Source organism: Desulfurivibrio dismutans (assembly GCF_029210385.1).
GTDB lineage: Bacteria > Desulfobacterota > Desulfobulbia > Desulfobulbales > Desulfurivibrionaceae > Desulfurivibrio > Desulfurivibrio dismutans.
Genome location: NZ_JARGDQ010000002.1, coordinates 78,834 through 102,433, shown reverse-complemented (window position 1 = coordinate 102,433; position 23,600 = coordinate 78,834). Strand labels below are relative to the sequence as shown.

The following is a 23,600-nucleotide window of genomic DNA, read 5'->3' as shown; positions in this document are numbered from 1 at the left end:
TATCGAAAACAGCCAAAATGTACAAGCCCTAAACGGATGCCCGGTTAAGGCCGGCGGCGGAGTTTTGAAGGGAGAATCCCCAGTTGTTCGCGGTATTTGGCCACCGTGCGGCGGGCCAGTCGGATGCCGTCGCGGCTGAAAACAGCGGCGATGGCGCTGTCGCTCAAGGGTCTTTTTCGGTCTTCGTGCTGAATGATGCTTTTCAGCCGCTGCTTGATGCTCTCCGAAGCCATGCCGTCCCCGCCCTCGGTGGAGATGGTGGAGTTGAAGAAGTATTTCAGTTCGAAGGTGCCCTGGGGGGTATGGACGTACTTGTTGGTGGTTACCCGGGAGATGGTGGATTCGTGCATGCCGATATCCTCGGCCACGTCGCGCAGCACCATGGGCTTGAGCTTGTTGATGCCGTGCTCAAAAAAATCGCGCTGAAATTTGAGCAGGCTTTCCACCACCCGGTAGATGGTCCGCTGCCGCTGCTGGATGGACTTGATCAGCCACATGGCGGAGCGCAGTTTGTCCTGCACGTAATCTTTGGTCTCCCCCGGGGCGCTGGAGTCTTTGTCCAGGATGTCCCGGTAGTAGTTGCTGATCCGCAGCCGGGGCAGACCCTCGTCGTTGAGCATGATCACGTATTCTTCACCCAGTTTGTAAACATAGACGTCGGGCAAGATGTAAACCGGCTCCTCGTCGGAATAAAGCCGGCCCGGCCGGGGGTTGAGCCCGGTGATAATCTCCACCGCCGCCGTTACTTCGGCGGTGGTGGCGCCGGTGGCCTTGGCCAGCCCGGTGTAATTGCGGGTCTCCAGCAGGTTTAAATGATTACTGACAATCCGGGCCGCCAGCGAGTCGCCCAGTTCCAGCCGGGATAGCTGCAGCAGCAGGCAGTGACGCAAATCCTGGGCGCCGACTCCGGCGGGGTCCATCTCCCTGATCAGCTCCAGCATCTTGTCGGCCACGGCGGGCGAGCAGCCGGTCTGGGTGCGGATCTCTTCGGGGCTGACCAGCAGAAAGCCGTTTTCATCCAGATTGCCGATGATGAAGTCGCCAACCTCCTTGCCCTGGTCGCTGATCCGGGAGAGATTGAGCTGCCACTGCAGGTGGCTGCTTAACGAAGGCCGGACGCTTAAGATATCCAGGCGGGAAGGCGGGGCGTCGTCGTCGCGGCCGGCGCTGCCGGAGTAGCCGCCGTCGCTCTGGTCGCCGGCATACTCATTGAGGTAGTTGCCCCAGTCGATCTCCCCCAGGGCCGAGGAGGAGTCCATGGTGACTTCGGCGGTCTGCTCCGGCTCGGGGCGGTTGAGTTCTTCGCCGGGAGCGGTATTGCCGGCCAGGGCCGAGTCCGGCAGCGGTTCATCGACGGCGCTGCCGCCATCCTCGTAAAGGTCCAGGCCCTCTTCCAGCACCGGGTTGACCTCCAGTTCCTGCTGGACGGTTTCCACCAGTTCCAGTCGGGAAAGCTGTAGCAGCTTGATGGCCTGCTGCAGCTGGGGGGTCATCACCAGTTGCTGGCTAAGTTTCAAGCTTTGTCGCAGTTCCAGGGCCATGGTCGGTCTTCTTGGTTAAAGGGTGAAATGTTCGCCCAGGTACATCTGGCGGGCTTCGGGGCAACGGATAATATCTTCCGCCGTGCCGCTGGTCAAGAGTTGGCCGTGGTTGACAATATAGGCCCGGTCGCAGACGGCCAGGGTTTCCCGCACGTTGTGGTCGGAAATCAGCACTCCCAGGCCCCGGTTTTTCAGATCTTTGATGATCTGCTGCAGGTCGGCCACCGACAGCGGGTCAATGCCGGCAAATGGTTCGTCCAGTAAAATAAACCGGGGCTGCATGGCCAGGGCCCGCATGATCTCCACCCGCCGCCGTTCGCCACCGGACAGGGAGTGGGCCGGGTTATCGGCCAGGTAGCCCAGTTTCAATTCTTCCAGCAGGGAGTCGATGCGCTGTTTGATCTCCTGGCGGCCCAGCCCCAGAGGCTCGAGGATAATGCGGACATTTTCGGTCACGCTGAGCTTTTTGAACACCGAGGACTCCTGCGGCAGGTAGGCCAAACCGAGGCGGGCCCGGCGGTGGATGGCCAGGGCGGTAATATCCTGCTCGTCCAGCAGCACCCGACCGGCATCGGGACGGACAAAGCCGGCGATAGTGTAGAAGGTGGTGGTTTTGCCGGCCCCGTTGGGGCCCAGCAGGCCCACCACGCTGCCGGTTTCCACCGACAGGCTGATGCCGTCCACCACCCGTCTCCTGTTGTACTGTTTAACGATGTCGCGGGTGGCCAGCTGCGTTTTCGGAAGTGGTGCGGCTGAACTCATGGGGCCTCCGGATCGGCCGGCGGCGGTGGCTGGTTATCATTGGTCGCGGGCTCCGCCGGTTCATCTTCATCGGTGGGCGGCTCAGGGGACGGGGTTGCTTCATCGTCGGCCCCGGGGGAATCATCGCCGGAATAAAAAAAGGCCCGCACCCGTTTTTCGGGGTCTTCGCCCCGTTCCACGATACTTCGGCCTTCGTCGAGATAGATGGTGATCGACTGGCCGGTGACCAGGTTGCCCTCCTGCCAGGCCCGGGCGTTGCCGGCCAGCAGTACCCTGCGTTCCGTTTCCGTGTACTCCATGGTGTCGCCGGTGCCGATCCATTCCTCGGCCTCCACCCGGACCTGGCCGGTGGCGTGGAGTTTTTTAAGTTGCCGCCGATCCCCCGGCGGCAACTGCTCCTGCTCTTCCTGGCTGAGGTGGAAGATGGTCATGGTCTCGGCATAAACCGTCAGCTCACCCTGGCGGGCTACTACCTGGCCGCTGAACACCACCGAGTTTGGTTCAGCCCCGGTTTCCATCCGGTCCGATTCAATTCGCACCGGTTCCGCTCCTCCCCTCGCCGCAGCGAAAGAAACAGGCGGCATGCTGCCCAGCAGCAGCCCCAAGCTAAAAAAAATCAAAAAGAATCGCATATTTGTTAATTCGTAACCTAAATAGGATGAATCCGCAAAAAAGTCCGTCCATGGACTTTTTGCTCCCCTTACGCACAATAACCAGAACCAGTGCCGCTTTCTGCTTGCGTCCTGGCTGGTGAAACCATTACTTTATAGAATTCATTTCCGGACCGGTATAGGGATTGTTTCGCCCGTTTCAGATTCATCGTAACACAGATTTTTCAGGATAGCACAAAACGTGCCAAGCGTCCTTAACTAATATATAAGGCAAGAGATAACATGAACAACAGCCTGGACAAAGCTAAAACCCTCATCGAGGCCCTGCCCTACCTGCGGGAATTCGCCAACGCCACGGTGGTCATCAAGTACGGCGGCCATGCCATGGTGGACGAGGAACTGAAGAAAAATTTCGCCCTCGATATCATCCTGATGAAATATGTCGGCATCAACCCGGTGGTGGTGCACGGCGGCGGCCCGCAGATCAACCTCTTTCTCGACAAGATGCAGATCACCCCCAGCTACGTGCAGGGGATGCGGGTCACCGACCATGAAACCATGGACGTGGTGGAAATGGTGCTGGTGGGCAAGGTCAACAAGGAGATCGTCAGTTTGATCAACTACCACGGCGGCCGGGCCGTGGGCCTCTCCGGCCGCGACGGCGACCTGATCCGGGCCGAGAAGATGCAGATCATGAAGGAGCAGGTGGAAAACGCGCCGCCGGAGCTGATTGATCTCGGCCGGGTGGGTCGGGTGGTGGGGGTTGATGCCGCTGTACTGGAAACCCTGGACGCCCGAGGCTTTATCCCGGTGATCGCGCCGGTGGGAGTGGGCGATGACGGCCGGGCCTACAATATCAACGCCGACCTGGTGGCCGGGGCGGTGGCGGCCAAACTCAAGGCCGCCAAGCTGATCCTGCTCACCGACGTGGCCGGGGTGCTGGATAAAGAGGGCGGGCTGATTTCCTCCATCGCCTCCGGCCAGGTGGAAAAATTCATCGCCGACGGGGTGGTGGGCGGCGGCATGATCCCCAAGGTCCGCTGCTGCCGGGAGGCGGTGGCCGGCGGGGTGGGCAAGGCCCATATTATTGACGGTCGTAAGGAACATGCCATTCTGCTGGAGATGTTTACCCAGAGCGGGGTGGGAACGGAGATAGTAAAATGAGCGCCAACGAGCAGTGGAACCAGCGGGGGAACGGAGTTTTGATGAACACCTACGGGCGGTTGCCGGTGACCATGGTGCGGGGTAGCGGCTGTACCCTGCATGATGCCGACGGCCGGGAGTATTTGGATTTCGTGGCCGGGATCGCGGTCTGCAACCTGGGGCACTGCCATCCGGCGGTATCGGCCGCCGTACGGGAGCAGGTGGAAAAGCTGGTCCATGTTTCAAACCTTTACCATACCGTGCCGCAGATCAAGCTGGCGGAAAAGCTCTGTGCGCACAGTTTTGCCGACCGGGTCTTTTTCTGCAACTCCGGGGCCGAGGCCAACGAGGCGGCCCTCAAACTGGCCCGCAAGGCAAGCGGTGAGGGTAAATACGAAATCATTTCGCTTACCGGTTCTTTCCACGGCCGGACTCTGGCCACCGTGGCCGCCACCGGCCAAAGCAAGTTCCATGAGGGGTTTGAGCCCCTGCCGGCCGGTTTTCTCCACGCCCCCTTTGGGGATCTTGAAGGCCTGGAGCGGCTGGTGGGGCCGCGGACCTGTGCCGTGCTCTGTGAACCGTTGCAGGGGGAAGGCGGGGTGCGTCCCCTGGCGCCGGAGTACCTGCGCGGCATCCGCGAGCTTTGCGACCGCCACGGTTTGCTGTTGATCTTCGACGAGGTCCAGGTGGGAATGGGCCGTACCGGCAGCCTGTTGGCTTACGAGCAGCTGGGGGTGGTCCCGGATATCATCACCCTGGCCAAGGGCCTGGCCAACGGCCTGCCCATGGGAGCCATGCTGGCCAAGGAAGACGTGGCGGCGGCCTTCACCCCGGGCACCCACGCCTCCACCTTCGGCGGCAACCCGGTGGCCGCCGCCGCCGCCCTGGCGGTGCTGGACACCATGCTGGCCCCGGATTTCCTGGCCGCAGTAAGGGAAAAAGGCGCTTACCTGGCCGCCGGACTGAACGAGCTGGTGCGGCGTTACCCCGACCGCCTGCAGGAAGTACGCGGCATGGGGCTGATCCAGGGCCTGGTGCTGCGGGAAGAATTTCGCGACCAAGGCCCGGCGATGGTGCAAAAGCTCTTTGAACAGGGGTTGCTGCTCAATTTTGCCGGCAACACCGCCCTGCGCTTTATCCCGCCGCTGGTGGTCAGCCGGGCGGAAATCGACCGGGCCCTGGAACTGGTGGCGGACGCGATCCGTTAAGGACGGCGGGGCAAGAAAAAGACCTTTACAAAGGTGGTTGATATTTTGTAAGTGTCTAGGTTCGTCCTTTTTCAAGGCTGGCCGGGGCAGTGCCACCGGTTGCAGGGTGTCTCAGAGCGAAAAGCAAGCCGCGTGAACACTGGACGGGGGCCGCGGAAACCGGTAGCGGCGGGTTTGGCGGCGGCCGGGCGCATGGACGCGCAGGAGGCCGCCGCCGCCTCGGAGGCGGGCATGGATGCCCGCCGAGAATGAGCCGCTACCGGTTTACGCGGCCCCCACCCCCTGGCCACAACCAATGACCTTAATGTCTTTGGTAACGTTAAATAACGAAAACAACGGAACAAACATGGCACGACATCTGCTCAGCCTGGCGGATTTCAGCGGCGCCGAGCTGGTCGCCCTGATCGACCGGGCCCTGGTCCTGAAAAGTGAGCGCCGGGAAGGGATCCGTCACCGGGACCTGGAAGGGCGCACCATCGCCCTGGTCTTCGAAAAACCATCCACCCGCACCCGGGTCTCCTTCGAGGCCGCCATGTACGGACTGGGCGGCCAGGTCATCTACCTCTCCTCCCGCGACACCCAGTTGGCTCGTAACGAGCCCCTGAAGGACATGGCCCGGGTCATGGCCCGCTACGTCGACGGCCTGGTGGTGCGCACCTTCGGCCAGCAGATCGTCGAGGAACTGGCCCGCTATTCCGATGTGCCGGTGATCAACGCCCTTACCGACCTGCATCATCCCTGCCAGGTCTTGAGCGACCTGATGACGGTGATCGAACACAAGGGCAAGCTTGACAAGCTGAAAGTCGCCTGGGTGGGAGACGGCAACAACATGGCCAACTCCTGGATCCAGGCCGCCGCCCGCCTGGGCTTTGCCCTGACCCTGGCCTGCCCCGAAGATTATGACCCCGACATGGAGATCCTCAAGGCCGCCCGGGTGGACGCCGCCCGCCCCATCAACCTGGTGCGGGATCCCGCCGAGGCGGTGGCCGAGGCCGACGTGATCAACACCGACGTCTGGGCCAGCATGGGCCAGGAAGACGAACAGCTTCACCGGCTCCAGGTCTTCCGCCCCTACCAGATCAACAGCCGGCTGCTGGCCCAGGCCGACCCGCAGGCCATCGTGCTGCATTGCCTGCCGGCCCATCGCGACGAGGAAATCAGCGAGGCGGTGCTGGAAGGGCCGCAATCGGTGGTCTGGGACCAGGCGGAAAACAAGATGCACATCCACGCGGCCATCCTGGCCGATTTTATCGCAAGGAAATAATAATGATGCTCCCCAAAGTGAACAAAATCGTCCTGGCCTACTCCGGCGGCCTGGACACCTCGGTTATTCTGCGCTGGCTCAAAGAAACCTGCAACTGCCCGGTGGTGGCCTACGCCGCCGATATCGGCCAGGAGGAGGACTGGGAGGCGGTGCGGCAAAAGGGCCTGGCCACCGGTGCCGACGAGGTGGTCATCGCCGATTTGAAGGAAGAGTTCGTCCGCGACTACGTCTTTCCCGCCTTCCGGGCCAACGCCATCTACGAAGGTTCCTACCTGCTGGGCACCTCCCTGGCCCGGCCGGTGATCGCCAAGGAACAGGTGCGGATCGCCGAAGCCTGCGGAGCCGACGCGGTGAGCCACGGCGCCACCGGCAAGGGCAACGACCAGGTGCGCTTCGAGCTCTCCTACCTGGCCTTAAACCCCCGACTGACCATCATCGCCCCTTGGCGGGTGTGGGACCTCAACTCCCGCACCAAGCTCATGGCCTATGCCGAAAAACACGGTATTCCGGTGCCGGTGACCAAGGAAAAACCCTACAGTTCCGATGAAAACCTGCTGCACATCAGCTTCGAGGGCGGCATCCTGGAAGACCCCTGGAACGAGCCGGAAGAGGCCATGTTCAAGCTCTCGGTGGCCCCGGAAAAGGCGCCGGACCAGCCCACCTATCTGGAGCTGACCTTCGAGCAGGGCAATCCGGTGGCCATCGATGGTGAACGCCTCAGCCCGGCGGCCATGCTGGCCCGGCTCAACCAACTGGGCGGCGCCAACGGCGTGGGCCGGCTGGACATGGTGGAAAACCGTTTTGTCGGCATGAAGTCCCGCGGGGTTTACGAGACCCCGGGGGGCACCATCCTGCGTTGTGCCCACCGCGATCTGGAGACCATCACCCTGGACCGTGAGGTCATGAAGATCCGCGATTCCTTGGTGCCGCGCTATTCCGAGCTGATCTACAACGGCTTCTGGTTCTCGCCGGAGATGAAAATGCTGCAAAACACCATGGATTATGCCCAGAGCACGGTCAACGGGGTGGTGCGGCTCAAGCTTTATAAGGGCAACTGCATCCCGGTGGGCCGCAAGTCGGAAAACTCGCTGTACCAGGAGAGCTTCGCCACCTTCGAAGAGGATGAGGTCTACCGCCAGGCCGACGCCGAGGGCTTTATCCGTTTGCAAGGACTGCGCTTGAGCATGCAGGCCGGTAAACGCTAAGCAGCACCGCATCTTGCGGCGATCGGCCCGGCTTGCGTACTGGTGTACGCGGCGCCGGTCCGCTTGCCGCAACCTGCGGCACTGCTCAGCGTTTACCTTGGTTGCCTAAACAATTGGCCTTGTTTCGTTATACTTTTGAGGATCATATACATTGAAGCAGCAGCAAACCGGCGATATGAAGATGTGGGGCGGGCGTTTTGCGGAAAAGACCGCGGCCTCGGTGGAGGCCTTTACCTGTTCGGTTCATTTCGACTGCCGGCTCTACCGCCACGATATCGCCGGCAGCCGGGCCCATGCCCGCATGCTGGCTCGCCAGGGGCTGATCAGCGACGAGGAGTGCCGGTTGATCCTGGGTGGGCTGGATGAAATAGAAGGCGAGATCGAGCGGGGCGAGTTTGTCTTTCGGCCGGAGTTGGAAGATATTCACATGAATATCGAAAAGACCCTGGCCGAAAAGATCGGTCCCGCCGGGGAAAAGCTGCATACCGCCCGCAGCCGCAACGACCAGGTGAACCTGGATTTCCGCCTCTACCTGCGGGAGGAGTGCGACCGCCTGGATGGTCTGCTGGCCGAGCTGCAGCGCTCCCTGGTGACCCAGGCCCGTCGCTACCGGCAGACCGTGATGCCGGGTTACACCCACCTGCAACGGGCCCAGCCGGTGCTGGCGGCCCACCACCTGCTGGCCTACTACGAGATGTGCAAGCGCGACCGTCAACGCCTGGCCGACTGCCGCCGGCGGATCAACGTTCTGCCCCTGGGGGCGGCGGCCCTGGCCGGCACCGGCCTGCCCATCGATCGTGAGTATGTCGCCGGGTTGCTGGATTTCCCCGAAGTCTCGGCCAACAGCCTGGACACCGTGGCCGACCGGGATTTCGTCATCGAGTTTGCCGCCGCCGCCGCCCTGATCCAGGTCCATTTAAGCCGCCTGGCCGAGGAGCTGGTGCTCTGGACCAGCGAAGAGTTCGCCTTTGTCGAGCTGCCCGACGCCTTCTGCACCGGCAGTTCCATCATGCCCCAGAAGAAAAACCCCGACGTGCCGGAGTTGATCCGCGGCAAGTCCGGCCGGGTGGTGGGCCACCTGATGGCCCTGCTGACCCTGCTCAAGGGCCTGCCGCTGGCCTACAACCGCGATCTCCAGGAAGACAAGGAGCCGATCTTCGACACCGTGGACACCGTCTCCGCCTCCCTGGCCTTGGCCGCCGAACTGATGGCCGGGCTGCGCTTCAAGGAAGAAAACCTGGCGGCGGCCCTGCGCCGGGGCTGCATGACCGCCACCGACCTGGCCGATTACCTGGTGCGCAAGCAGGTGCCCTTCCGCCAGGCCCACGCCATCGTCGGCCGGGCCGTGGCCTATTCCTTGGAGCAGGGCCGTGATATCGCCGAGTTGAGCCTGACCGAGCTGCGGCGCTTTGCCGAGTGCATCGAAGAGGATGTCTTTGCCGTGCTGTCGGTGGAGGGCTCGGTCAACAGCCGCAACTCCGTGGGCGGCACCGGTGGAGCCCGGGTGGCAGAGGCCATCGCCCGGGCCGAGGCGGAGCTGTCTGTCGGGTAATGGCGTTGAAATAGTGGGTGGCGTTATCATGGGGGAGTTGATCAAAAAACCGGGGGCAGCCTCCGGTTTTCGCCGGTTTTGCCTGGTGTTTGGGGTAATGGCGCTGCTGCTTTTTGCCGCCGGTTGCGGTAAAAAAACCGATCCGCGGCCGCCGGAGGAGATTCTGCCGGCCCCCATCGCCGACCTGGATTTTGTTCTTGATGAACGCGGCATCAAGCTTTCCTGGACCGTACCCCGTCGGACGTTACAGGGTGAACGCTTGCCCTACCGGGTTAAAAAATTTCAGCTCTACCGAGCGGTGGTGCCGGAAGCAGAGTACCGGGCAGAGGAGCCGCCCCCGTTTGGCCGGCCGCTGACAGTGCGCAATGAAATAGCCGCCGGTGAACGCCTGGTTTACCGCGAAACTCAACTGCTGCCGGGCCACCGTTATCTTTATCAGGTGCGGAGCCGGGCCGGCTGGCTGCTGGCCAGTGCGCCGTCCAACCGGATTGCTTTTACCTGGCTGACACCGCCCGGCGCCCCCGGTGGATTGACCGCCGAGGCCGGCGACCGGCTGGTTGGGCTGCGGTGGCAGCCGCCGCGGGAAATCCCTGTGTTGGCCGAAGTGCCAGCCGAGCTGCGCTACCGGATTTACCGCTCCGATGATGGGGAGGATTTTCGGGTTCTGGCCCAGGCCGATGACCCTGATTTTATCGACCGTGAGGTGGTGGGCGGTCGGACCTATTACTATCGGGTGCAGGCCCGGGCGGTCCATGACGAGAGCCAGATAGCCGGCCCGGTGGGGGAAACGGTTCGGGTTGTCGCCCGGGATCTGACTCCGCCGCCGGTTCCGACCCTGGAGGCGGTGGTACCGGTGCGGGAGGGGGTGCGCCTGCTCTGGGAGATGCCGGAAGATGGTAATATCGTCGAATTTGTTGTGCTGCGCCGTTTGGCCGGCGAGGAAGAGTCCCGGGAAATAGGCCGGTTATCGGCCCCGGCCTTGAGCTACCTCGACCGCCGGCCGCCGGCGGCGGCCGACACCTGGTACTACCGCCTGGTTGCCGTCGATGCCGAGGGCAACCGCAGTGAGGCGGGCAACGAACTGCCGTTTAACCGGCCGTGACGGGGCAACGTCAAAATCGCATGGCCCTCACCCCGGTGCCAAAGCCGGTGACTTTGTCGGCCCCGGGGCCTTGCTGAACGATTATTAAAACCTTGTTGAGGGCGTTTTATGGATCATTTTCAATACCGGGACGGGGTCATGTGGGTCGAAGAGGTGGCGGTGCCGGAGATCGCCGACCAGGTGGGCACTCCTTTCTACCTGTACAGCACCGCCACTCTGCAGCGCCACTTCCGGGCCCTGGACGACTCCTTTGCCGGGTTGAATCACCTGACCTGCTTTGCCGTCAAGGCCTGCTCCAACATCGCCATCCTGCGACTCTTTGCCGGGCTGGGGGGGGGTGCCGACATCGTCTCCGGCGGTGAACTCTACCGGGCCCTGGCCGCCGGTATTGAGCCGGGTAAGATCGTCTATTCCGGGGTCGGCAAGACCGCGGCGGAGATTCGCCAGGCCCTTGAGGCCGGGATTTTGATGTTCAACCTGGAGTCGGAGCAGGAGCTTACGGTGGTGGCCCGCTGTGCCGCCGAACTGCAAGTGACGGCCCGGATTTCGTTTCGGGTCAACCCCGATGTGGATCCCCATACCCATGCCTATATCTCCACCGGCCTGGCCAAAAACAAGTTCGGCATTCCCATTGCCGAAGCGCCGGCGGTTTACCGCCGGGCGCAAAAGATGGACTGGGTGGAAATCGTCGGGGTCAGCTGCCATATCGGCTCGCAGTTGACCAAGGTTTCACCCTTTGTCGATACCATCGACAAACTCAAAAAGTTCCTGGCCCGGCTGGCCGCCGACGGCATTGCTGTCAAATATCTCGATATCGGCGGCGGCCTGGGGATTCGCTATGACCGGGAAGAGCCGCCCGAGCCCGCTGCATACGGCGCCGCCGTGCGCCAGGCCCTGGGTGAGCTGGACTGCACCTTGATCCTGGAGCCGGGCCGGGTTATAGTGGGCAACGCCGGGATCATGGTGACCAAAGTGCTTTACACCAAAAGCGGTCAGGGCGGGGAAAAGAAGTTCATAGTGGTGGATGCCGGCATGAACGATCTTTTCCGGCCCAGCCTCTATGATGCGTATCATGCCATCGTGCCGGTGGTGCAGGGAGATGGCGCGACCCAGACCGCCGATGTGGTGGGGCCCATCTGCGAGACCGGCGATTTTCTGGCCCGCGACCAGGAGGTGCCCGCCGCCCGTCCCGGTGAACTGCTGGCGGTGAAAAGCGCCGGGGCTTACGGTTTTACCATGGCCTCCAATTACAACTCCCGCCCCCGGGTGGCGGAAGTGCTGGCCAACGGCGCCGAGTTTCATGTCATCCGCCGCCGGGAAAGCTATGCCGACCTGATCCGGGGGGAAGAGATTCCGGGGTTTCTTAAAGAGTCGTAATTATTATGCAATTTCCCATACCATTCACCAAGATGAGCGGCGCCGGCAACGACTTCATCCTGATGGACCATCGGCGGTCGCTTTTTAGCGATACCGCCCAGGCACAGAAAATTGCCCGGGCGGTGTGCGAGCGCAAGTTTTCCGTAGGGGCCGACGGGCTGATCCTGATCGAAGAGAGTAAAGAAGCCGATTTCCGCTGGCAGTTTTTCAATGCCGACGGCTCGGTGGCCGAGATGTGCGGCAACGGCGCCCGTTGCGCGGCCCGCTTTGCTTTTGCGCAGGGGATCGCCCCGGCTCACATGCGTTTTGCCACCCTGGCCGGGATCATCGAGGCCGAGGTCACCGGTACCACCGTGTGCTTGACCATGACCCCGCCGGAAAACCTGCAGCTTGATCTGCGGCTGGACAACCCCGACGGCATGGAGCAAACCGTGCACCTGGTCAATACCGGAGTGCCGCATGCCGTGCTGCTGGTGGATGATATTGACGCCGCTCCGGTGAAAGAGTGGGGTCGCCACTTCCGTTTTCACCCCCACTTTGCCCCCGCCGGGGCCAACGTCAACTTCGTGGGCCGGGAAACGCTAATCGATCACGGAGCGCAAACGGCAGCAAGCGATCACGGGGTGCCGCAAGATGTGGTGCCCCGTGATCGCTTGCTGCGGGTGCGAACCTATGAGCGGGGGGTGGAGGATGAAACCCTGGCCTGCGGTACCGGCGCGGTGGCCGCCGCCCTGGTGGCCGGCTCCCTGGGGCTGGCCGCCGCACCTACCCGGATCATCACCTCCGGCCGGGAAGAGTTGGTGATCCATTATCGCCGGGATGGTGATGAGTTCAGCGAAGTGAAACTGGAAGGACCGGCGGACTTTATTTACGACGGCCAACTCCATCAAGAAGCCTTGCGAAGATTGTAACGATATTGTCCTTAGGAGGAGAAACCATGAGCAACAAATTTCGCGGCGCCTTCGTGGCCATCGCCACGCCGTTCAATCCCGACGGCAGCCTTGACGAACAGGGGCTGATCGACCTGATTGAATTTCAGATCGCCGCCGGCACCCACGGCATTGTGCCCTGCGGTACCACCGGTGAGGCGGCCACCATGAGCCACGATGAACATCACCGGGTGGTGGAGCTGACCATCAAGACCGTTGCCGGCCGGGTGCCGGTGCTGGCCGGCACCGGTTCCAACAGCACCAGCGAGTCCATCGAGTTGACCCGGCACGCCAAGGAGGCTGGGGCCGACGGCGCTCTGTTGATCACCCCCTACTACAACAAGCCCTCCCAGGAAGGGCTGTACCGGCACTTCAAGGCCCTGGCCGAGGCGGTGGATATTCCCATCATCATGTACAACGTGCCGGGTCGCACTTCCGTTAACATGTTGCCGGCCACCGTGGCCCGCTGTGCCGAGATCGACAACATCGTCGGCATCAAGGAGGCCACCGGCAGCCTGCAGCAGGTCAGCGAGGTGATCCGCCTCTGCCCCAACGGTTTTGCTGTGATGAGCGGCGATGATTTCACCTCCATGGCCACCGTCATGGTGGGTGGCACCGGGGTGATCTCGGTGAGTTCCAATGTCGCTCCGGGGGAGATGGCGGCAATGATCGAGGCGGCCTTGAGCAACGATAACGCCAAGGCCAGAGAGTTCCATTATCGGCTGTTTCCGCTGATGCAGGCAATGTTTTTTGACACCAACCCGGTACCGGCCAAAACCGCTTTGCGCATGATGGGCAAAATTAAATCAGATTTTGTTCGGCTGCCCATGTATGCCATGGATGAAGCCGGCAAGACCAAATTGCAACAAGTGCTGCAGCAATGCGGTTTACTGTAAGGAGCCAGGCATGACCAAGGTAATTGTGGCCGGGGCGGCCGGCCGGATGGGGCGCCGGATTTGCGCCATGGTACAGCAGCAGCCGGGACTGGAGCTGGTCGCCGGCTTTGAACGGCCGGACAGCCCGGAGGTGGGCAGCGACCTGGGTGAGCTGGCCGGTTTGGGCACTTTGGGGATCAAGATGGTGGGAGATCCCGCGGAGGCGCTCGACCAGGGGGAAGTGGTGATCGATTTCACCTTCCATGAGGCCACCATGAAGCTGGCCCGTCTGGCGGCCGCCAAAGGCAAGGCCATGGTCATCGGCACCACCGGGTTAACCACCGAAAACCTGGATGATTTGCGTAACCTGGCCGCCGATGCCTTTCCCTGTGTGCAGGCGCCCAACATGGCGGTGGGGGTCAACGTGCTGTTCAAGGTGGCCCGCAAGATGGCCGCCGTGCTGGGCAACAGTTACGATATCGAGATCGTCGAGGCCCACCACCGAATGAAAAAAGATGCCCCCAGCGGCACCGCCCTCAAGCTGGGGGAGATGGTGGCCGAAGGGGTGGGGCGCGACCTGGAGAAGGTGGGGGTGTATGCCCGCCACGGCATCATTGGTGAGCGTACCGACCAGGAAATCGGCATCCAGACCATCCGAGCCGGTGACATCGTCGGTGAGCACACGGTCTATTTTGCCGGCGCCGGCGAGCGCCTGGAGTTGACCCACCGGGCCCACAACCGCGATAACTTCGCCCGCGGGGCGGCGCTGGCGGCGGCCTGGGTGGTGGACAAGCCCAAAGGGCTGTACAACATGTTCGATGTCCTGGGCCTCGAAGATTTTTGAGGGTTGTGGCCTATATCGGGCTGGGTGCCAATTTGGGCGAAGGGCGGCGCAACTTGCTCCGGGCCTGGCGGCGGTTGGGGGCAGTGCCGGGTATTACCGCCCGGCGCTTGTCCCGGCTTTGGCGCAGTGAGCCGGTGGGCGGGGTAAGCGAGCAGTGGTTTACCAACGCGGTGGGGGAACTGGACACTGAGTTGGCGGCGGAAGAACTGCTGGCCCTGCTGTTGCGGATCGAGACGGAATTGGGTCGGGACCGGCAACACCAGGGATTTGACCGGCCCATTGACTTGGACCTGCTGCTTTATGGCGACCAGGTGATCAACCTGCCCCACCTGGTGGTGCCGCATCCCGAGATGCGCCGCCGCCGTTTTGTGCTGGAGCCCCTGCGGGAACTGGCCCCGACGCTGGTGCCCCCGGGGGCGCGGCAAAACATCGCCACCATGGCCGCCTCTTTGGCAGCGGTGGAGGGGCAACGGCTGATCCCCGAAGACTGGGACGAATAATAAGGACGGTATTTATGCACCCGCTGAAAATTATTATCATCATTGTGCTGGGTTATCTGCTATACCGTCTGTATATGGCCGGCCGCAAAAAGCGGTTGGCGGCGGAAGACCAGCGGGAGCGGGCGGCCATTAATGACGTACTGGTGCAGGATCCCTCCTGCGGCGCTTATGTGCCCCGCGGTCAGGCCCTGCGGCATCAGCACCACGGGGAGGAGTTTTTTTTCTGCAGTGAGAAGTGTCGCCGTACTTTTGTCGAAAAGAAAAAGGATAACTCAGCCGGCTGACATATTCAGTCACCGTTAATTTATTTAAACCTCCGGAGGAAACCATGAAATTTTTTATCGATACCGCCAATCTGGAAGAGATTGCCCAGGCCGTGGAGATGGGCATGGTGGATGGCGTTACCACCAACCCCTCCCTGGTGGCCAAGGAAAACAAACCTTTCGAGGCCCTGCTCAAAGAGATCACCGCCCTGGTGGACGGCCCCATCAGCGCCGAGGTGATCAGCTCGGAAAGCGACGGCATGGTGGAAGAGGGGCGCCAGTTGGCCAAGCTGCACCCCAATATTGTGATCAAGGTGCCCATGACCACGGCGGGGCTCAAGGCGGTCAAGAAGTTGGCCGAAGAAGGGATCAAAACCAACGTCACCCTGGTTTTTTCCTCCAGTCAGGCCCTGATGGCGGCCAAGGCCGGAGCCGCCTACGTTTCTCCCTTTGTCGGGCGGCTGGATGATGTTTCCGAAAACGGTCTCAACCTGGTCCAGGATATTCTCACCATCTACGAGAACTACGGGTTCACCACCGAGATCATCGTGGCCAGTGTTCGCAACCCCATCCACGTGGTGGAATCAGCCTTGATGGGAGCCCATATCGCCACCATTCCCTTCAAGGTGATTTCCCAGTTGGCGGCCCATCCGCTCACCGACATCGGCATGGAGAAATTTCTTTCCGATTGGGCCAAAAGACCCCGTAAGTAGAGAACGATGCCCCATCGTCAGATCATAACCCTGCCCAATTTGCTAACCGCTTACCGGTTTGCGGTGGTGCCCTTTATCCTGCTTTGCCTGTTGCCCGGGGCGGGTCAACTGGCCGGCCTGGTCGCCTTTATTCTGTTTCTTTCCGGGGCGCTCACCGATTTGGCCGACGGTTATTTCGCTCGTAAGATGCAGAGCGAGTCGGTGCTGGGCAAACTGATGGACCCCCTGGCCGACAAGGTGCTGATCGCCGTGGCCCTGATCATGCTGATCCCTTTGGGTAAGGTGGCGGCCTGGGTGGCCTTTGTGATTCTGGCCCGGGAGCTGGTGATCACCGGCTTCCGGGGGGTGGCGGCCGATGCCGGGATTGTCATTGCCGCCGGCCGGATGGGCAAGTTGAAAAGCGTGTTCCAGTATATCGCCCTGTGCGTACTGATTTTTCCCGCCTCCCTGTTGCCGCTGCCCTACCTGCATGAAGTGGGCGAGGTGCTGCTGATGGTGGCCATGGTGCTCACTGTCTGGTCCGGGGTGGAGTACTTCGTGCGTTTCCAGAAACTGTACCTGCCCACCGTTTCCTCTTCCTGAGCGTCCTTGTGAGCCGGGGATGTGCCGACATACTGGCCGTGGGGCTTAAGCGGTTGGGGGTGCCGCCCGAACCTGCGGCCATCGCCCGGCTCTGCCGTTACCATGACGAACTGCTTAAATGGAGCCGCCGCATCAACCTGGTGGCCGCCGCGCCGCCGCAGGAACTGCTGGCAACCCATTTCCTCGACTCTCTCACCTTGTGGCCCCTGCTGGCCAGCTTAAACAACCGGGATCCCAGCTATCGCTTACCTTTGCTGGATGTGGGCAGTGGCGCCGGCTTTCCCGGGCTGGCGTTGAAGTGCTGGCGGCCCGAGGCTCTCGCCGTTACCCTGATGGAACCCCGTTTGAAGCGGGTTTCTTTCCTTCGCCATGTCATCCGCACCTTGGGGCTCCATGACGGTACGGTGGTGCTGGCCCAAAGACTGGAGCCGGAGGCCACCGATGATCAGGAGCTGGCGGGCCGCTTTGCGGTGATCACCAGCCGTGCCTTTACCGCCATTGCCCCTTTCTTGGCCCTTTGCGCCCCCTTGAGCCCGGCCGGCGGTCGGGTGATCTGTATGAAAGGGCCCCGGGCCGAAACGGAGCTGGCCGCCTGGCGGCAACAGCAGCCCGATTCACCATATTGTCTGGAGCAAACCGTAGCCTTTACCCTCCCTTTTTCCGGCGCTTGCCGCAACTTGCTGGTTTTCCGAAAAGCATAACTCCGACCATGGCATCTGGTATGGCAAATGGCCAAAGGTTGTAACGGCTCCCAAGTGTTGAGGGCAACATAAAGTTATTGGTATCTAAAAAAAGATTAGACATCTCCAAAAAACAGTGGTAGATAAAACTTGAAACCGACGGATGGTCCGGCGCGCAACCATTCGTCTGCGGTAATTTATGGTCCCGGTGCGGTATTTAAGGTTGCTTGTCTGTTCGGGACCGCCGGTATGTGAATTCTTTTTTGGGAGATTATGGTCATGCATCGTTTGTGCTCTTTTATGGTTCCCCTGCTGCTGCTCGCTTTCAGCGTGGCCGGCGCTCCGACATCCGCCGCCGCCGATGAGGTCAATATCTATTCGGCCCGCCAGGAGGCTTTGATCAAGCCGCTGCTGGATCGTTTTAGCGAGCTTAGCGGTATTAAGGTCAATCTGGTGGCCGGTCGGCCGGAGGCCTTGCTGCAGCGGCTGCAGAGCGAGGGCCGCAACTCGCCGGCCGATCTGCTGCTCACCGTGGATGCCGGCAATCTGAGCCGGGCCATGGTGGCCGGGGTTTTTCAGCCCGTCGAGTCGGCGGTTTTAAGCGCGGTGATTCCCGCCAATTTGCGCGATCCGGAAGGGCACTGGTTCGGTCTTTCCAAGCGGGCCCGGGTGATCATCTACGCCAAGGATCGTTTTGACCCGGCGGGGATCAGCACCTATGCCGATCTGGCCAATCCGGAACTGGGCAACAAGATCTGCATTCGTTCGTCCAGTAACGTCTACAACCAGTCCCTGGTGGCCTCCCGCATCGCCCATGGAGGGGAGGAGGCCGCCGAAGAGTGGGTGCGGGGCCTGATGGCCAACCTGGCCCGGCCACCCCGGGGTGGTGACCGCGACCAGATCCGGGCGGTGGCCGCTGGACAATGTGACGTGGCCGTGGTAAATACCTACTACATTGGCGGCATGGCCAATGGCAACGAGGCCGACCAGGCGGCGGTGGCGGCCATCGGCCTGATCTGGCCCGATCAGGATGGTTACGGCACCCACATCAACGTCAGCGGCGCCGGGGTGACCAAGTATGCCGGTAACCGGGACAATGCCGTTAAGCTGCTGGAGTTTCTGGTCAGTGAAGAGGCCCAGAGTTGGTATGCCTCGGCCAACTACGAATTTCCGGTACGCTCCGGGGTGGAGTTGAGTGACACCCTGGCCGCCTGGGGTGAATTCAAGGCCGATGACCTTGACCTGGCCCGCCTGGGTGAATATAACCCGGAAGCGGTAAGATTGATGGACCGCGCCGGTTGGCGCTAGAAAAACGCACAGCAGCACCGCAGATTTGCGCGATCAGCCCCCACGATATAGCGCTGCTATACTCGCGGGGGCTGCTTGCGCAAATCTGCGGCAATGCTGAAAGTTTTTCAGTGTTACGAACCAGGGCATTAGCATCCCACGCCGGCTGTGGCGGCGATTTGTCGGCAAGTAAGTTTTTGCTGGCTGCGATATTACAGCCGGTTACACGATACTTACTTGAGGGGAATAAGAGAAAGCCTGGGTGCAACAGGCAAGGTGCCTGGGGCCTGGACGGGTGCCGGTAAAACCGGTAGCGGCGGGTTCGGCGGCGGGGCCGGGCACATGGGACGTGCAGGAGGTCGCCGCCGCCTCGGAGGCGGGCATGGATGCCCGCCGAGAATGAGCCGCTACCGGTTTTATCGGCACCCACCCCTTTGCCACAACCAATAGACTTTCGGCTGATGGCTTTTTTATACCTGCGGGGTGTCCCCGTGGGTATTTACTTTTTTACTGGTGGGAAAACGTTTGTTGTGCCGATGAAACACTTTTTTGCTCGGTATATCGGTGGGCGGGGGGGATCCCGTCCGCTTGACTTTTGGGGGGTGGGGGTGCCCTTGGTGGCCCTGGCGCTGTCGGTGCCGGTGCTGGTGGTGCTGTCCTCCGTTTTCAAGCCCACCGGTGAGGTCTGGCGGCATCTGGCCGCCACCGTGCTGCCCGACTACGTTGGCAATTCCCTGTTGCTGATGCTGGGGGTGGGCTTCGGTACCCTGCTGATCGGGGTTTCCTGCGCCTGGGTTTGTACCCTATGCCGCTTTCCCGGCCGCCGTTTTTTTCAGTGGGCGCTGCTGTTGCCCATGGCCATGCCGGCCTACATCATTGCCTACACCTATACCGGCATGCTGGACTTTACCGGCCCTCTGCAGACCGCCCTGCGGGCTTGGTTCGAGTGGGGCCACGGTGACTACTGGTTTCCCGAAATACGCTCCCTGCCCGGGGCGGTGCTGATGCTCTCCCTGGTGCTTTACCCCTATGTTTACCTGCTGGCCCGAGCCGCCTTTCTTGAGCAATCGGTCTGCGTGCTGGAGGCCAGCCGCACCCTGGGCTGCGGCCCCTGGCGCTCATTTTTCTCCGTGGCCCTGCCCATGGCCCGGCCGGCCATCATCGCCGGACTGACTTTAGCCCTGATGGAAACCCTGGCCGATTTCGGCACCGTCCAGTATTTCGGGGTCGACACCTTCACCACCGGCATTTTTCGCACCTGGTACGGCCTGGGCGATATCGACGCGGCCAGCCAGCTGGCCGCTCTGATGATGACCTTTGTCCTGGTACTGATCGTACTGGAGCGCTGGTCACGGCACCGGGCTCGTTACCACAACACCGGCCAGCGCCACCAGGACCTGCCAGGTTATCAACTGTGCGGCGGCCGGGCCCTGGCCGCCTTTGCGGTCTGCCTGCTGCCCCTTATGCTTGGCTTTTTGTTGCCGGCGGCTCAGCTTGGAGCCTGGGCCTGGGCCACCTGGGAACACACTTTCGACGCTGATTTCCTGGTGCTGATGCGCAACAGTCTGCTGCTGGCCGCCGGCGCCGCCCTGCTGACCCTGACCCTGGCCCTGCTGCTGGCCTACGGTAAGCGTTTGCGGCCCACTCCCGTGATCCGGGTCGGGGTCCAAGTGGCCAGCATGGGCTATGCGGTGCCGGGGCTGGTGATCGCCATCGGAGTGATTATCCCCTTCGCCTGGCTGGACAATACCGTTGACAGCTGGATGCGGGATAATTTTAATATCTCCACCGGCCTGTTGCTCAGCGGCACCGTGGCGGCCCTGCTCTTTGCCTACGTGGCCCGCTTTATGGCGGTGGCCCTGCACGCGGTGGAAGCCGGCCTGGGCAAGGTCAAGCAGTCCATGGATGATGCCGCCCGGGTCATGGGGATGCGCCCCTTCCAGGTGTTGCGGCGGGTGCATCTGCCGGTGTTGCGGGGCAGCCTGCTCACCGCCCTGTTGCTGGTTTTTGTCGATGTCCTCAAGGAGTTGCCCGCCACCCTGGTGCTGCGCCCCTTTAACTTCAACACCCTGGCGGTGCGGGCCTTTGAGCTGGCCTCCGACGAATTTTTGGCCGAGTCCAGCCTGGCCGCCCTGGCCATAGTGGCGGCGGGGATCGTGCCGGTGATCCTGCTGAGTCTGACCATTGCCCGCAGCCGCCGCGAGCAAAAATAGGGGAGATATTATGCAACTGGAAGTAAAAAACGTACATATCTCTTACGGCGGTCCCGACATCGTCAAAGGGATCGATCTGCAACTGGGCGGCGGGGCCATCGGCTGCCTGCTGGGGCCCAGCGGCTGTGGTAAGACCACCCTGCTGCGGGCCATCGCCGGTTTTGAACCGGTGCGCAAAGGTGAGATCCGCCTGGGCGGCCGGTTGGTCAGCAGCCACTGTCACTTTCTGCCGCCGGAAAAACGCCGGGTGGGTATGGTTTTCCAGGACCTGGCACTGTTTCCCCACCTCAGTGTGGCCGATAATATCGCCTTCGGCCTGGGTGGTCTGGACGCCAAAAACCGCCGCCGGCGGGTGGCGGAACTGCTGGTGCTGATCGGCCTGGAGGAAAGCGGGCCGCTGTACCCTCACCAGTTGTCCGGCGGCCAGCAACAGCGGGTGGCGTTGGCCCGGGCCATGGCTCCGCGACCGGAGTTGCTGCTGCTGGATGAACCCTTTTCCAGCCTGGATATGGAGATCCGGGAAAAACTGGCCCGGGAGGTGGGGCGCATTCTCAAGCAGGAAGAGCTCACCGCGTTTCTGGTCACCCACGACCAGTTCGAAGCCTTCGCCATGGCCGACGAGATCGGGGTACTGCATGACGGCATCCTGCAGCAGTGGGACACCGCCTATAACCTCTACCACCGACCCAAAACCCGTTTTGTAGCCGACTTCATCGGCGAGGGGGTGCTGCTGCCGGGTGTGGTGGAGGCCGGTGGCGCGGTGGAAACCGGCCTGGGCCTGCTCAAGGGCGTGGACAGCGGTGCTGGTGAAGAAAAAATAACATCCGGCAGCCGCGTCAGCGTCCTGGTCCGTCCCGAGGACGTCATCCACGATGACGCCAGCCCGGTCAAGGCAGAGGTGTTGCGCCGGGATTTTCGCGGGGCCAATATTCTCTACACCCTGCGTCTGAGCAGCGGCCACCCGGTCCAGGCCCTGGTCCCCAGCCACTGCTCGCATGCCACCGGCGAGATGATCGGCATCCACGCCGATGTCCGCCACATGGTACTGTTCCCCGAATAGCATCAGGCCCTGACGGGCGCCGGGGTTGGCGTCGACATGTCACGGCATTTTTTTTGCGGGCTGCCGAAGTGCCGGCGCCGTAAAAAGTGGCGATGCCGACCGAGCACGATTAACAAGTTTTGGCGAGACCATCAAATTTAAAAAATATCCAGCAGGCGGCTGTAGGCGATTCTTTCCTGCTCCAGGCGAACGGATGGCCCCAGGCGGTCATGGCGCAGATCGTCGTAGAGGGCGGCTTCCGCCGGCTGCAGGCGGGGCAGGTCGCGTTTTTGCGGTTTGGGTTCGGTGCTCCACTGGCGGCGATGGGCAAGCAGGGTTTCCCGATCCATGAGCAGGGAACGGGCTTGGGGGAAAATCCGCCGCAGTTGGTTAAGGATGGCAAAGCCGTGGGTGTCGATATCGCCCCAGTAGTGGATTTCCTGCTTTTGCAGCCAGCTTATCCGGGACCATTCCTCGAAGCCGTAGCCGGCGCCGAAGATCACCAGGCTGGCCGCCAGGCGGGGGAAGGCCAGGAAGTTGATCTCGTTTTCAGTGATAAAGACCCGGCGCACCGGCAGCTTGAGGTCGGTGAAAACATCCAGGCGCAGGGCCAGGGCCTGGTCCAGGCTGTCGAGCCAGACCGCCGTCGGCACCCGGTTGCGACCCAGTACCCGGTGGTTGATCTCCCGCCATTGAATCCGGTATTTGCCGCTGCCATGCACACCCCCGGCGTCAGCGTCGTGGTTACGGCCGGGGGCGTCAGCCCCGGCTCCGTCAGCCCCGGTTTCGGTGCCCCCGGCCCCGGCGCGCAATCGGCTGATCCAGTCGCGGACGGCGCCAAAATCACTGGCCAGTTGGGTCGAGGTGGGAGTTTTGAGGGTCAGTCGCCGGGGGAAAATGCTCTCGCCGCCGGCCAGCTCGGCCAGCAGCTGGCCCCGGTCCCACAATTTCCGCACCTGGCGGCGCAGCTCCACCGGGGTGGTCCAGTTCATGGGGTGAAAGGTTCCCGATAAAGTGTTTTCATGGTTTTCATCGTTGGCGGTTTTTCGTGCTGCCTATTCCAACATGGCCTTAAAAGGGCATCACGGGCGTCGGCCTAAAACCGGATGTCGATCTTGGTGGCCGCTAACAGCCCGTTGAAAAACGGACTGTTATGGTTCGGTATATACTCCATTGTGCCGATGGCCCTTTCCCTGTTATCCGGGTAAGTCTGTTTTAGTCGGGTACAACAGGATTTACGCCACTACCGCCTGTAATTGGATGCTGTCGGCTACAGCCCGGACAAACTTCTGCCGACCGTGTCCCGGCAGGGGCACCTCTTTTACATCCAGCAAACCTGCGGCCATCAACTGATCGATATCTTTCTTGACCGAACTGCGATCACGCTTGAGACGCTGGGCCAAGGCGGTGATCGACGAAGGTTCCTTTTTGACCGCCCTAAAAAGCTCCAGGCGACCGGGGCTCATTACGGAAAACATATCCGCCGGGTCCTCGAAGGTAAGGGTATATTCAGGCTGAAGTTCCTTTCCCCGGTCCATACGGCGGGCTATTTTGCGGCTCCGGGCCAGAAAATCCTCAACGGTACCGGTTTTAACGGTTACGTTGCGCATTGTACTCCTCCAATACGGTTGTCCAGTCCTGCTCGAAACGTTTTTCAAGCTCGGCAAAACTTGTTGCTTTTATCGGTTCGACCGCCCCCTTATAGTGTCGATGGTGACCATGTTTGTTGTCATAACCAACCACTCGGCCATTATCGCCGCTGTAGATCAGGTGGTTGATGTAGGCCAGGTTGTATCGGGTTACAACTCCAGCGGTTTCCCAAATTTCATAGCGGAGGATGCCATTGCCGCGTTTTCTGGAAATGGCGAAGGTTCGATCTATTACCTTTTTTTCAGGCATGATTTATGCTA

General features: G+C 61.6%; 25 protein-coding genes. 19 read left to right on the top strand and 6 right to left on the bottom strand.

The features are described 5' to 3' along the window. Positions 1-44: 44 nt before the first annotated feature. The 3 genes from rpoN to lptA are packed head-to-tail and all read right to left on the bottom strand — an operon-like array spanning position 45 to position 2,842. A complete protein-coding gene (gene rpoN / locus P0N66_RS02530; RefSeq protein ID WP_275802422.1) occupies positions 45-1,541 on the bottom strand; it encodes an RNA polymerase factor sigma-54 in 1,497 nt (498 codons plus the stop codon). Between the two features lie 15 nt (positions 1,542-1,556). After that, positions 1,557-2,303 (bottom strand): LPS export ABC transporter ATP-binding protein, encoded by a 747-nt coding sequence (gene lptB / locus P0N66_RS02525; RefSeq protein WP_275802421.1) that lies wholly within the window; start codon positions 2,301-2,303, stop codon positions 1,557-1,559. After that, positions 2,300-2,842, bottom strand: coding sequence for a lipopolysaccharide transport periplasmic protein LptA (lptA, locus tag P0N66_RS02520; RefSeq protein ID WP_275802420.1), 543 nt, complete (start codon positions 2,840-2,842; stop codon positions 2,300-2,302). The genes lptB and lptA overlap by 4 nt, the downstream gene beginning before the upstream one ends. Positions 2,843-3,196: 354 nt before the next feature. Between lptA and argB the strand changes: the two genes are divergently transcribed. The 19 genes from argB to P0N66_RS02425 all read left to right on the top strand — a co-directional run bounded on the left by argB (position 3,197) and on the right by P0N66_RS02425 (position 21,711). After that, complete coding sequence (argB, locus tag P0N66_RS02515) at positions 3,197-4,078, top strand: acetylglutamate kinase (RefSeq protein WP_275802419.1); 882 nt, start codon at positions 3,197-3,199, stop codon at positions 4,076-4,078. Then, a complete protein-coding gene (locus P0N66_RS02510) occupies positions 4,075-5,265 on the top strand; it encodes an acetylornithine transaminase (RefSeq protein ID WP_275802418.1) in 1,191 nt (396 codons plus the stop codon). Before argB ends, P0N66_RS02510 begins: the two co-directional genes overlap by 4 nt. Before the next feature lie 346 nt (positions 5,266-5,611). Beyond that, positions 5,612-6,529 (top strand): ornithine carbamoyltransferase, encoded by a 918-nt coding sequence (gene argF / locus P0N66_RS02505; RefSeq protein WP_275802417.1) that lies wholly within the window; start codon positions 5,612-5,614, stop codon positions 6,527-6,529. Positions 6,530-6,534: 5 nt separating this feature from the next. After that, entirely contained in the window at positions 6,535-7,734 is a 1,200-nt protein-coding gene (locus tag P0N66_RS02500; RefSeq protein WP_431189998.1) for an argininosuccinate synthase, read from the top strand. A 151-nt stretch (positions 7,735-7,885) separates the two neighbouring features. After that, a complete protein-coding gene (argH, locus tag P0N66_RS02495) occupies positions 7,886-9,286 on the top strand; it encodes an argininosuccinate lyase (RefSeq protein ID WP_275802415.1) in 1,401 nt (466 codons plus the stop codon). 28 nt (positions 9,287-9,314) lie between these two features. Then, on the top strand, positions 9,315-10,388 hold the full coding sequence (locus tag P0N66_RS02490; RefSeq protein WP_275802414.1) for a fibronectin type III domain-containing protein: 1,074 nt from the start codon (positions 9,315-9,317) through the stop codon (positions 10,386-10,388). A 108-nt stretch (positions 10,389-10,496) separates the two neighbouring features. Then, the gene (gene lysA / locus P0N66_RS02485) at positions 10,497-11,765 is read left to right on the top strand and encodes a diaminopimelate decarboxylase (RefSeq protein ID WP_275802413.1); all 1,269 of its coding nucleotides are present in this window, start codon (positions 10,497-10,499) and stop codon (positions 11,763-11,765) included. Between the two features lie 5 nt (positions 11,766-11,770). Further along, positions 11,771-12,676, top strand: a complete 906-nt coding sequence (gene dapF / locus P0N66_RS02480) for a diaminopimelate epimerase (RefSeq protein ID WP_275802412.1) — start codon at positions 11,771-11,773, stop codon at positions 12,674-12,676. 26 nt (positions 12,677-12,702) lie between these two features. Continuing rightward, complete coding sequence (gene dapA / locus P0N66_RS02475; RefSeq protein WP_275802411.1) at positions 12,703-13,590, top strand: 4-hydroxy-tetrahydrodipicolinate synthase; 888 nt, start codon at positions 12,703-12,705, stop codon at positions 13,588-13,590. Between the two features lie 10 nt (positions 13,591-13,600). Next, positions 13,601-14,413, top strand: coding sequence for a 4-hydroxy-tetrahydrodipicolinate reductase (gene dapB, locus P0N66_RS02470; protein WP_275802410.1), 813 nt, complete (start codon positions 13,601-13,603; stop codon positions 14,411-14,413). Between the two features lie 5 nt (positions 14,414-14,418). Beyond that, positions 14,419-14,913 (top strand): 2-amino-4-hydroxy-6-hydroxymethyldihydropteridine diphosphokinase, encoded by a 495-nt coding sequence (gene folK, locus P0N66_RS02465; protein WP_275802409.1) that lies wholly within the window; start codon positions 14,419-14,421, stop codon positions 14,911-14,913. 14 nt (positions 14,914-14,927) lie between these two features. Continuing rightward, positions 14,928-15,197, top strand: coding sequence for a YHS domain-containing protein (locus tag P0N66_RS02460; protein ID WP_275802408.1), 270 nt, complete (start codon positions 14,928-14,930; stop codon positions 15,195-15,197). Between the two features lie 44 nt (positions 15,198-15,241). Next, positions 15,242-15,889, top strand: a complete 648-nt coding sequence (fsa, locus tag P0N66_RS02455; RefSeq protein WP_275802407.1) for a fructose-6-phosphate aldolase — start codon at positions 15,242-15,244, stop codon at positions 15,887-15,889. A gap of 6 nt (positions 15,890-15,895) precedes the next feature. Next, positions 15,896-16,471 carry a CDP-diacylglycerol--glycerol-3-phosphate 3-phosphatidyltransferase gene (gene pgsA / locus P0N66_RS02450; protein WP_275802406.1) on the top strand — a complete coding sequence of 192 codons (576 nt, stop codon included), beginning with the start codon at positions 15,896-15,898 and terminating at the stop codon, positions 16,469-16,471. Between the two features lie 8 nt (positions 16,472-16,479). Continuing rightward, positions 16,480-17,172, top strand: a complete 693-nt coding sequence (gene rsmG, locus P0N66_RS02445; protein ID WP_275802405.1) for a 16S rRNA (guanine(527)-N(7))-methyltransferase RsmG — start codon at positions 16,480-16,482, stop codon at positions 17,170-17,172. Positions 17,173-17,430: 258 nt separating this feature from the next. Next, complete coding sequence (locus P0N66_RS02440) at positions 17,431-18,459, top strand: Fe(3+) ABC transporter substrate-binding protein (protein ID WP_275802404.1); 1,029 nt, start codon at positions 17,431-17,433, stop codon at positions 18,457-18,459. 241 nt (positions 18,460-18,700) lie between these two features. Further along, complete coding sequence (locus P0N66_RS02435) at positions 18,701-18,841, top strand: hypothetical protein (protein ID WP_275802403.1); 141 nt, start codon at positions 18,701-18,703, stop codon at positions 18,839-18,841. Positions 18,842-18,974: 133 nt separating this feature from the next. Continuing rightward, positions 18,975-20,651, top strand: coding sequence for an ABC transporter permease (locus P0N66_RS02430; protein WP_431189997.1), 1,677 nt, complete (start codon positions 18,975-18,977; stop codon positions 20,649-20,651). 10 nt (positions 20,652-20,661) lie between these two features. Then, entirely contained in the window at positions 20,662-21,711 is a 1,050-nt protein-coding gene (locus P0N66_RS02425) for an ABC transporter ATP-binding protein (protein ID WP_275802400.1), read from the top strand. A gap of 137 nt (positions 21,712-21,848) precedes the next feature. Here P0N66_RS02425 and P0N66_RS02420 read toward each other — a convergent pair whose 3' ends face one another. The 3 genes from P0N66_RS02420 to P0N66_RS02410 all read right to left on the bottom strand — a co-directional run bounded on the left by P0N66_RS02420 (position 21,849) and on the right by P0N66_RS02410 (position 23,589). After that, positions 21,849-22,682 carry a Wadjet anti-phage system protein JetD domain-containing protein gene (locus tag P0N66_RS02420; protein ID WP_275802398.1) on the bottom strand — a complete coding sequence of 278 codons (834 nt, stop codon included), beginning with the start codon at positions 22,680-22,682 and terminating at the stop codon, positions 21,849-21,851. A gap of 243 nt (positions 22,683-22,925) precedes the next feature. After that, positions 22,926-23,300, bottom strand: coding sequence for an HVO_A0114 family putative DNA-binding protein (locus P0N66_RS02415; protein WP_275802397.1), 375 nt, complete (start codon positions 23,298-23,300; stop codon positions 22,926-22,928). After that, positions 23,281-23,589 (bottom strand): toxin-antitoxin system TumE family protein, encoded by a 309-nt coding sequence (locus P0N66_RS02410; protein ID WP_275802396.1) that lies wholly within the window; start codon positions 23,587-23,589, stop codon positions 23,281-23,283. The genes P0N66_RS02415 and P0N66_RS02410 overlap by 20 nt, the downstream gene beginning before the upstream one ends. Positions 23,590-23,600: the final 11 nt, after the last annotated feature.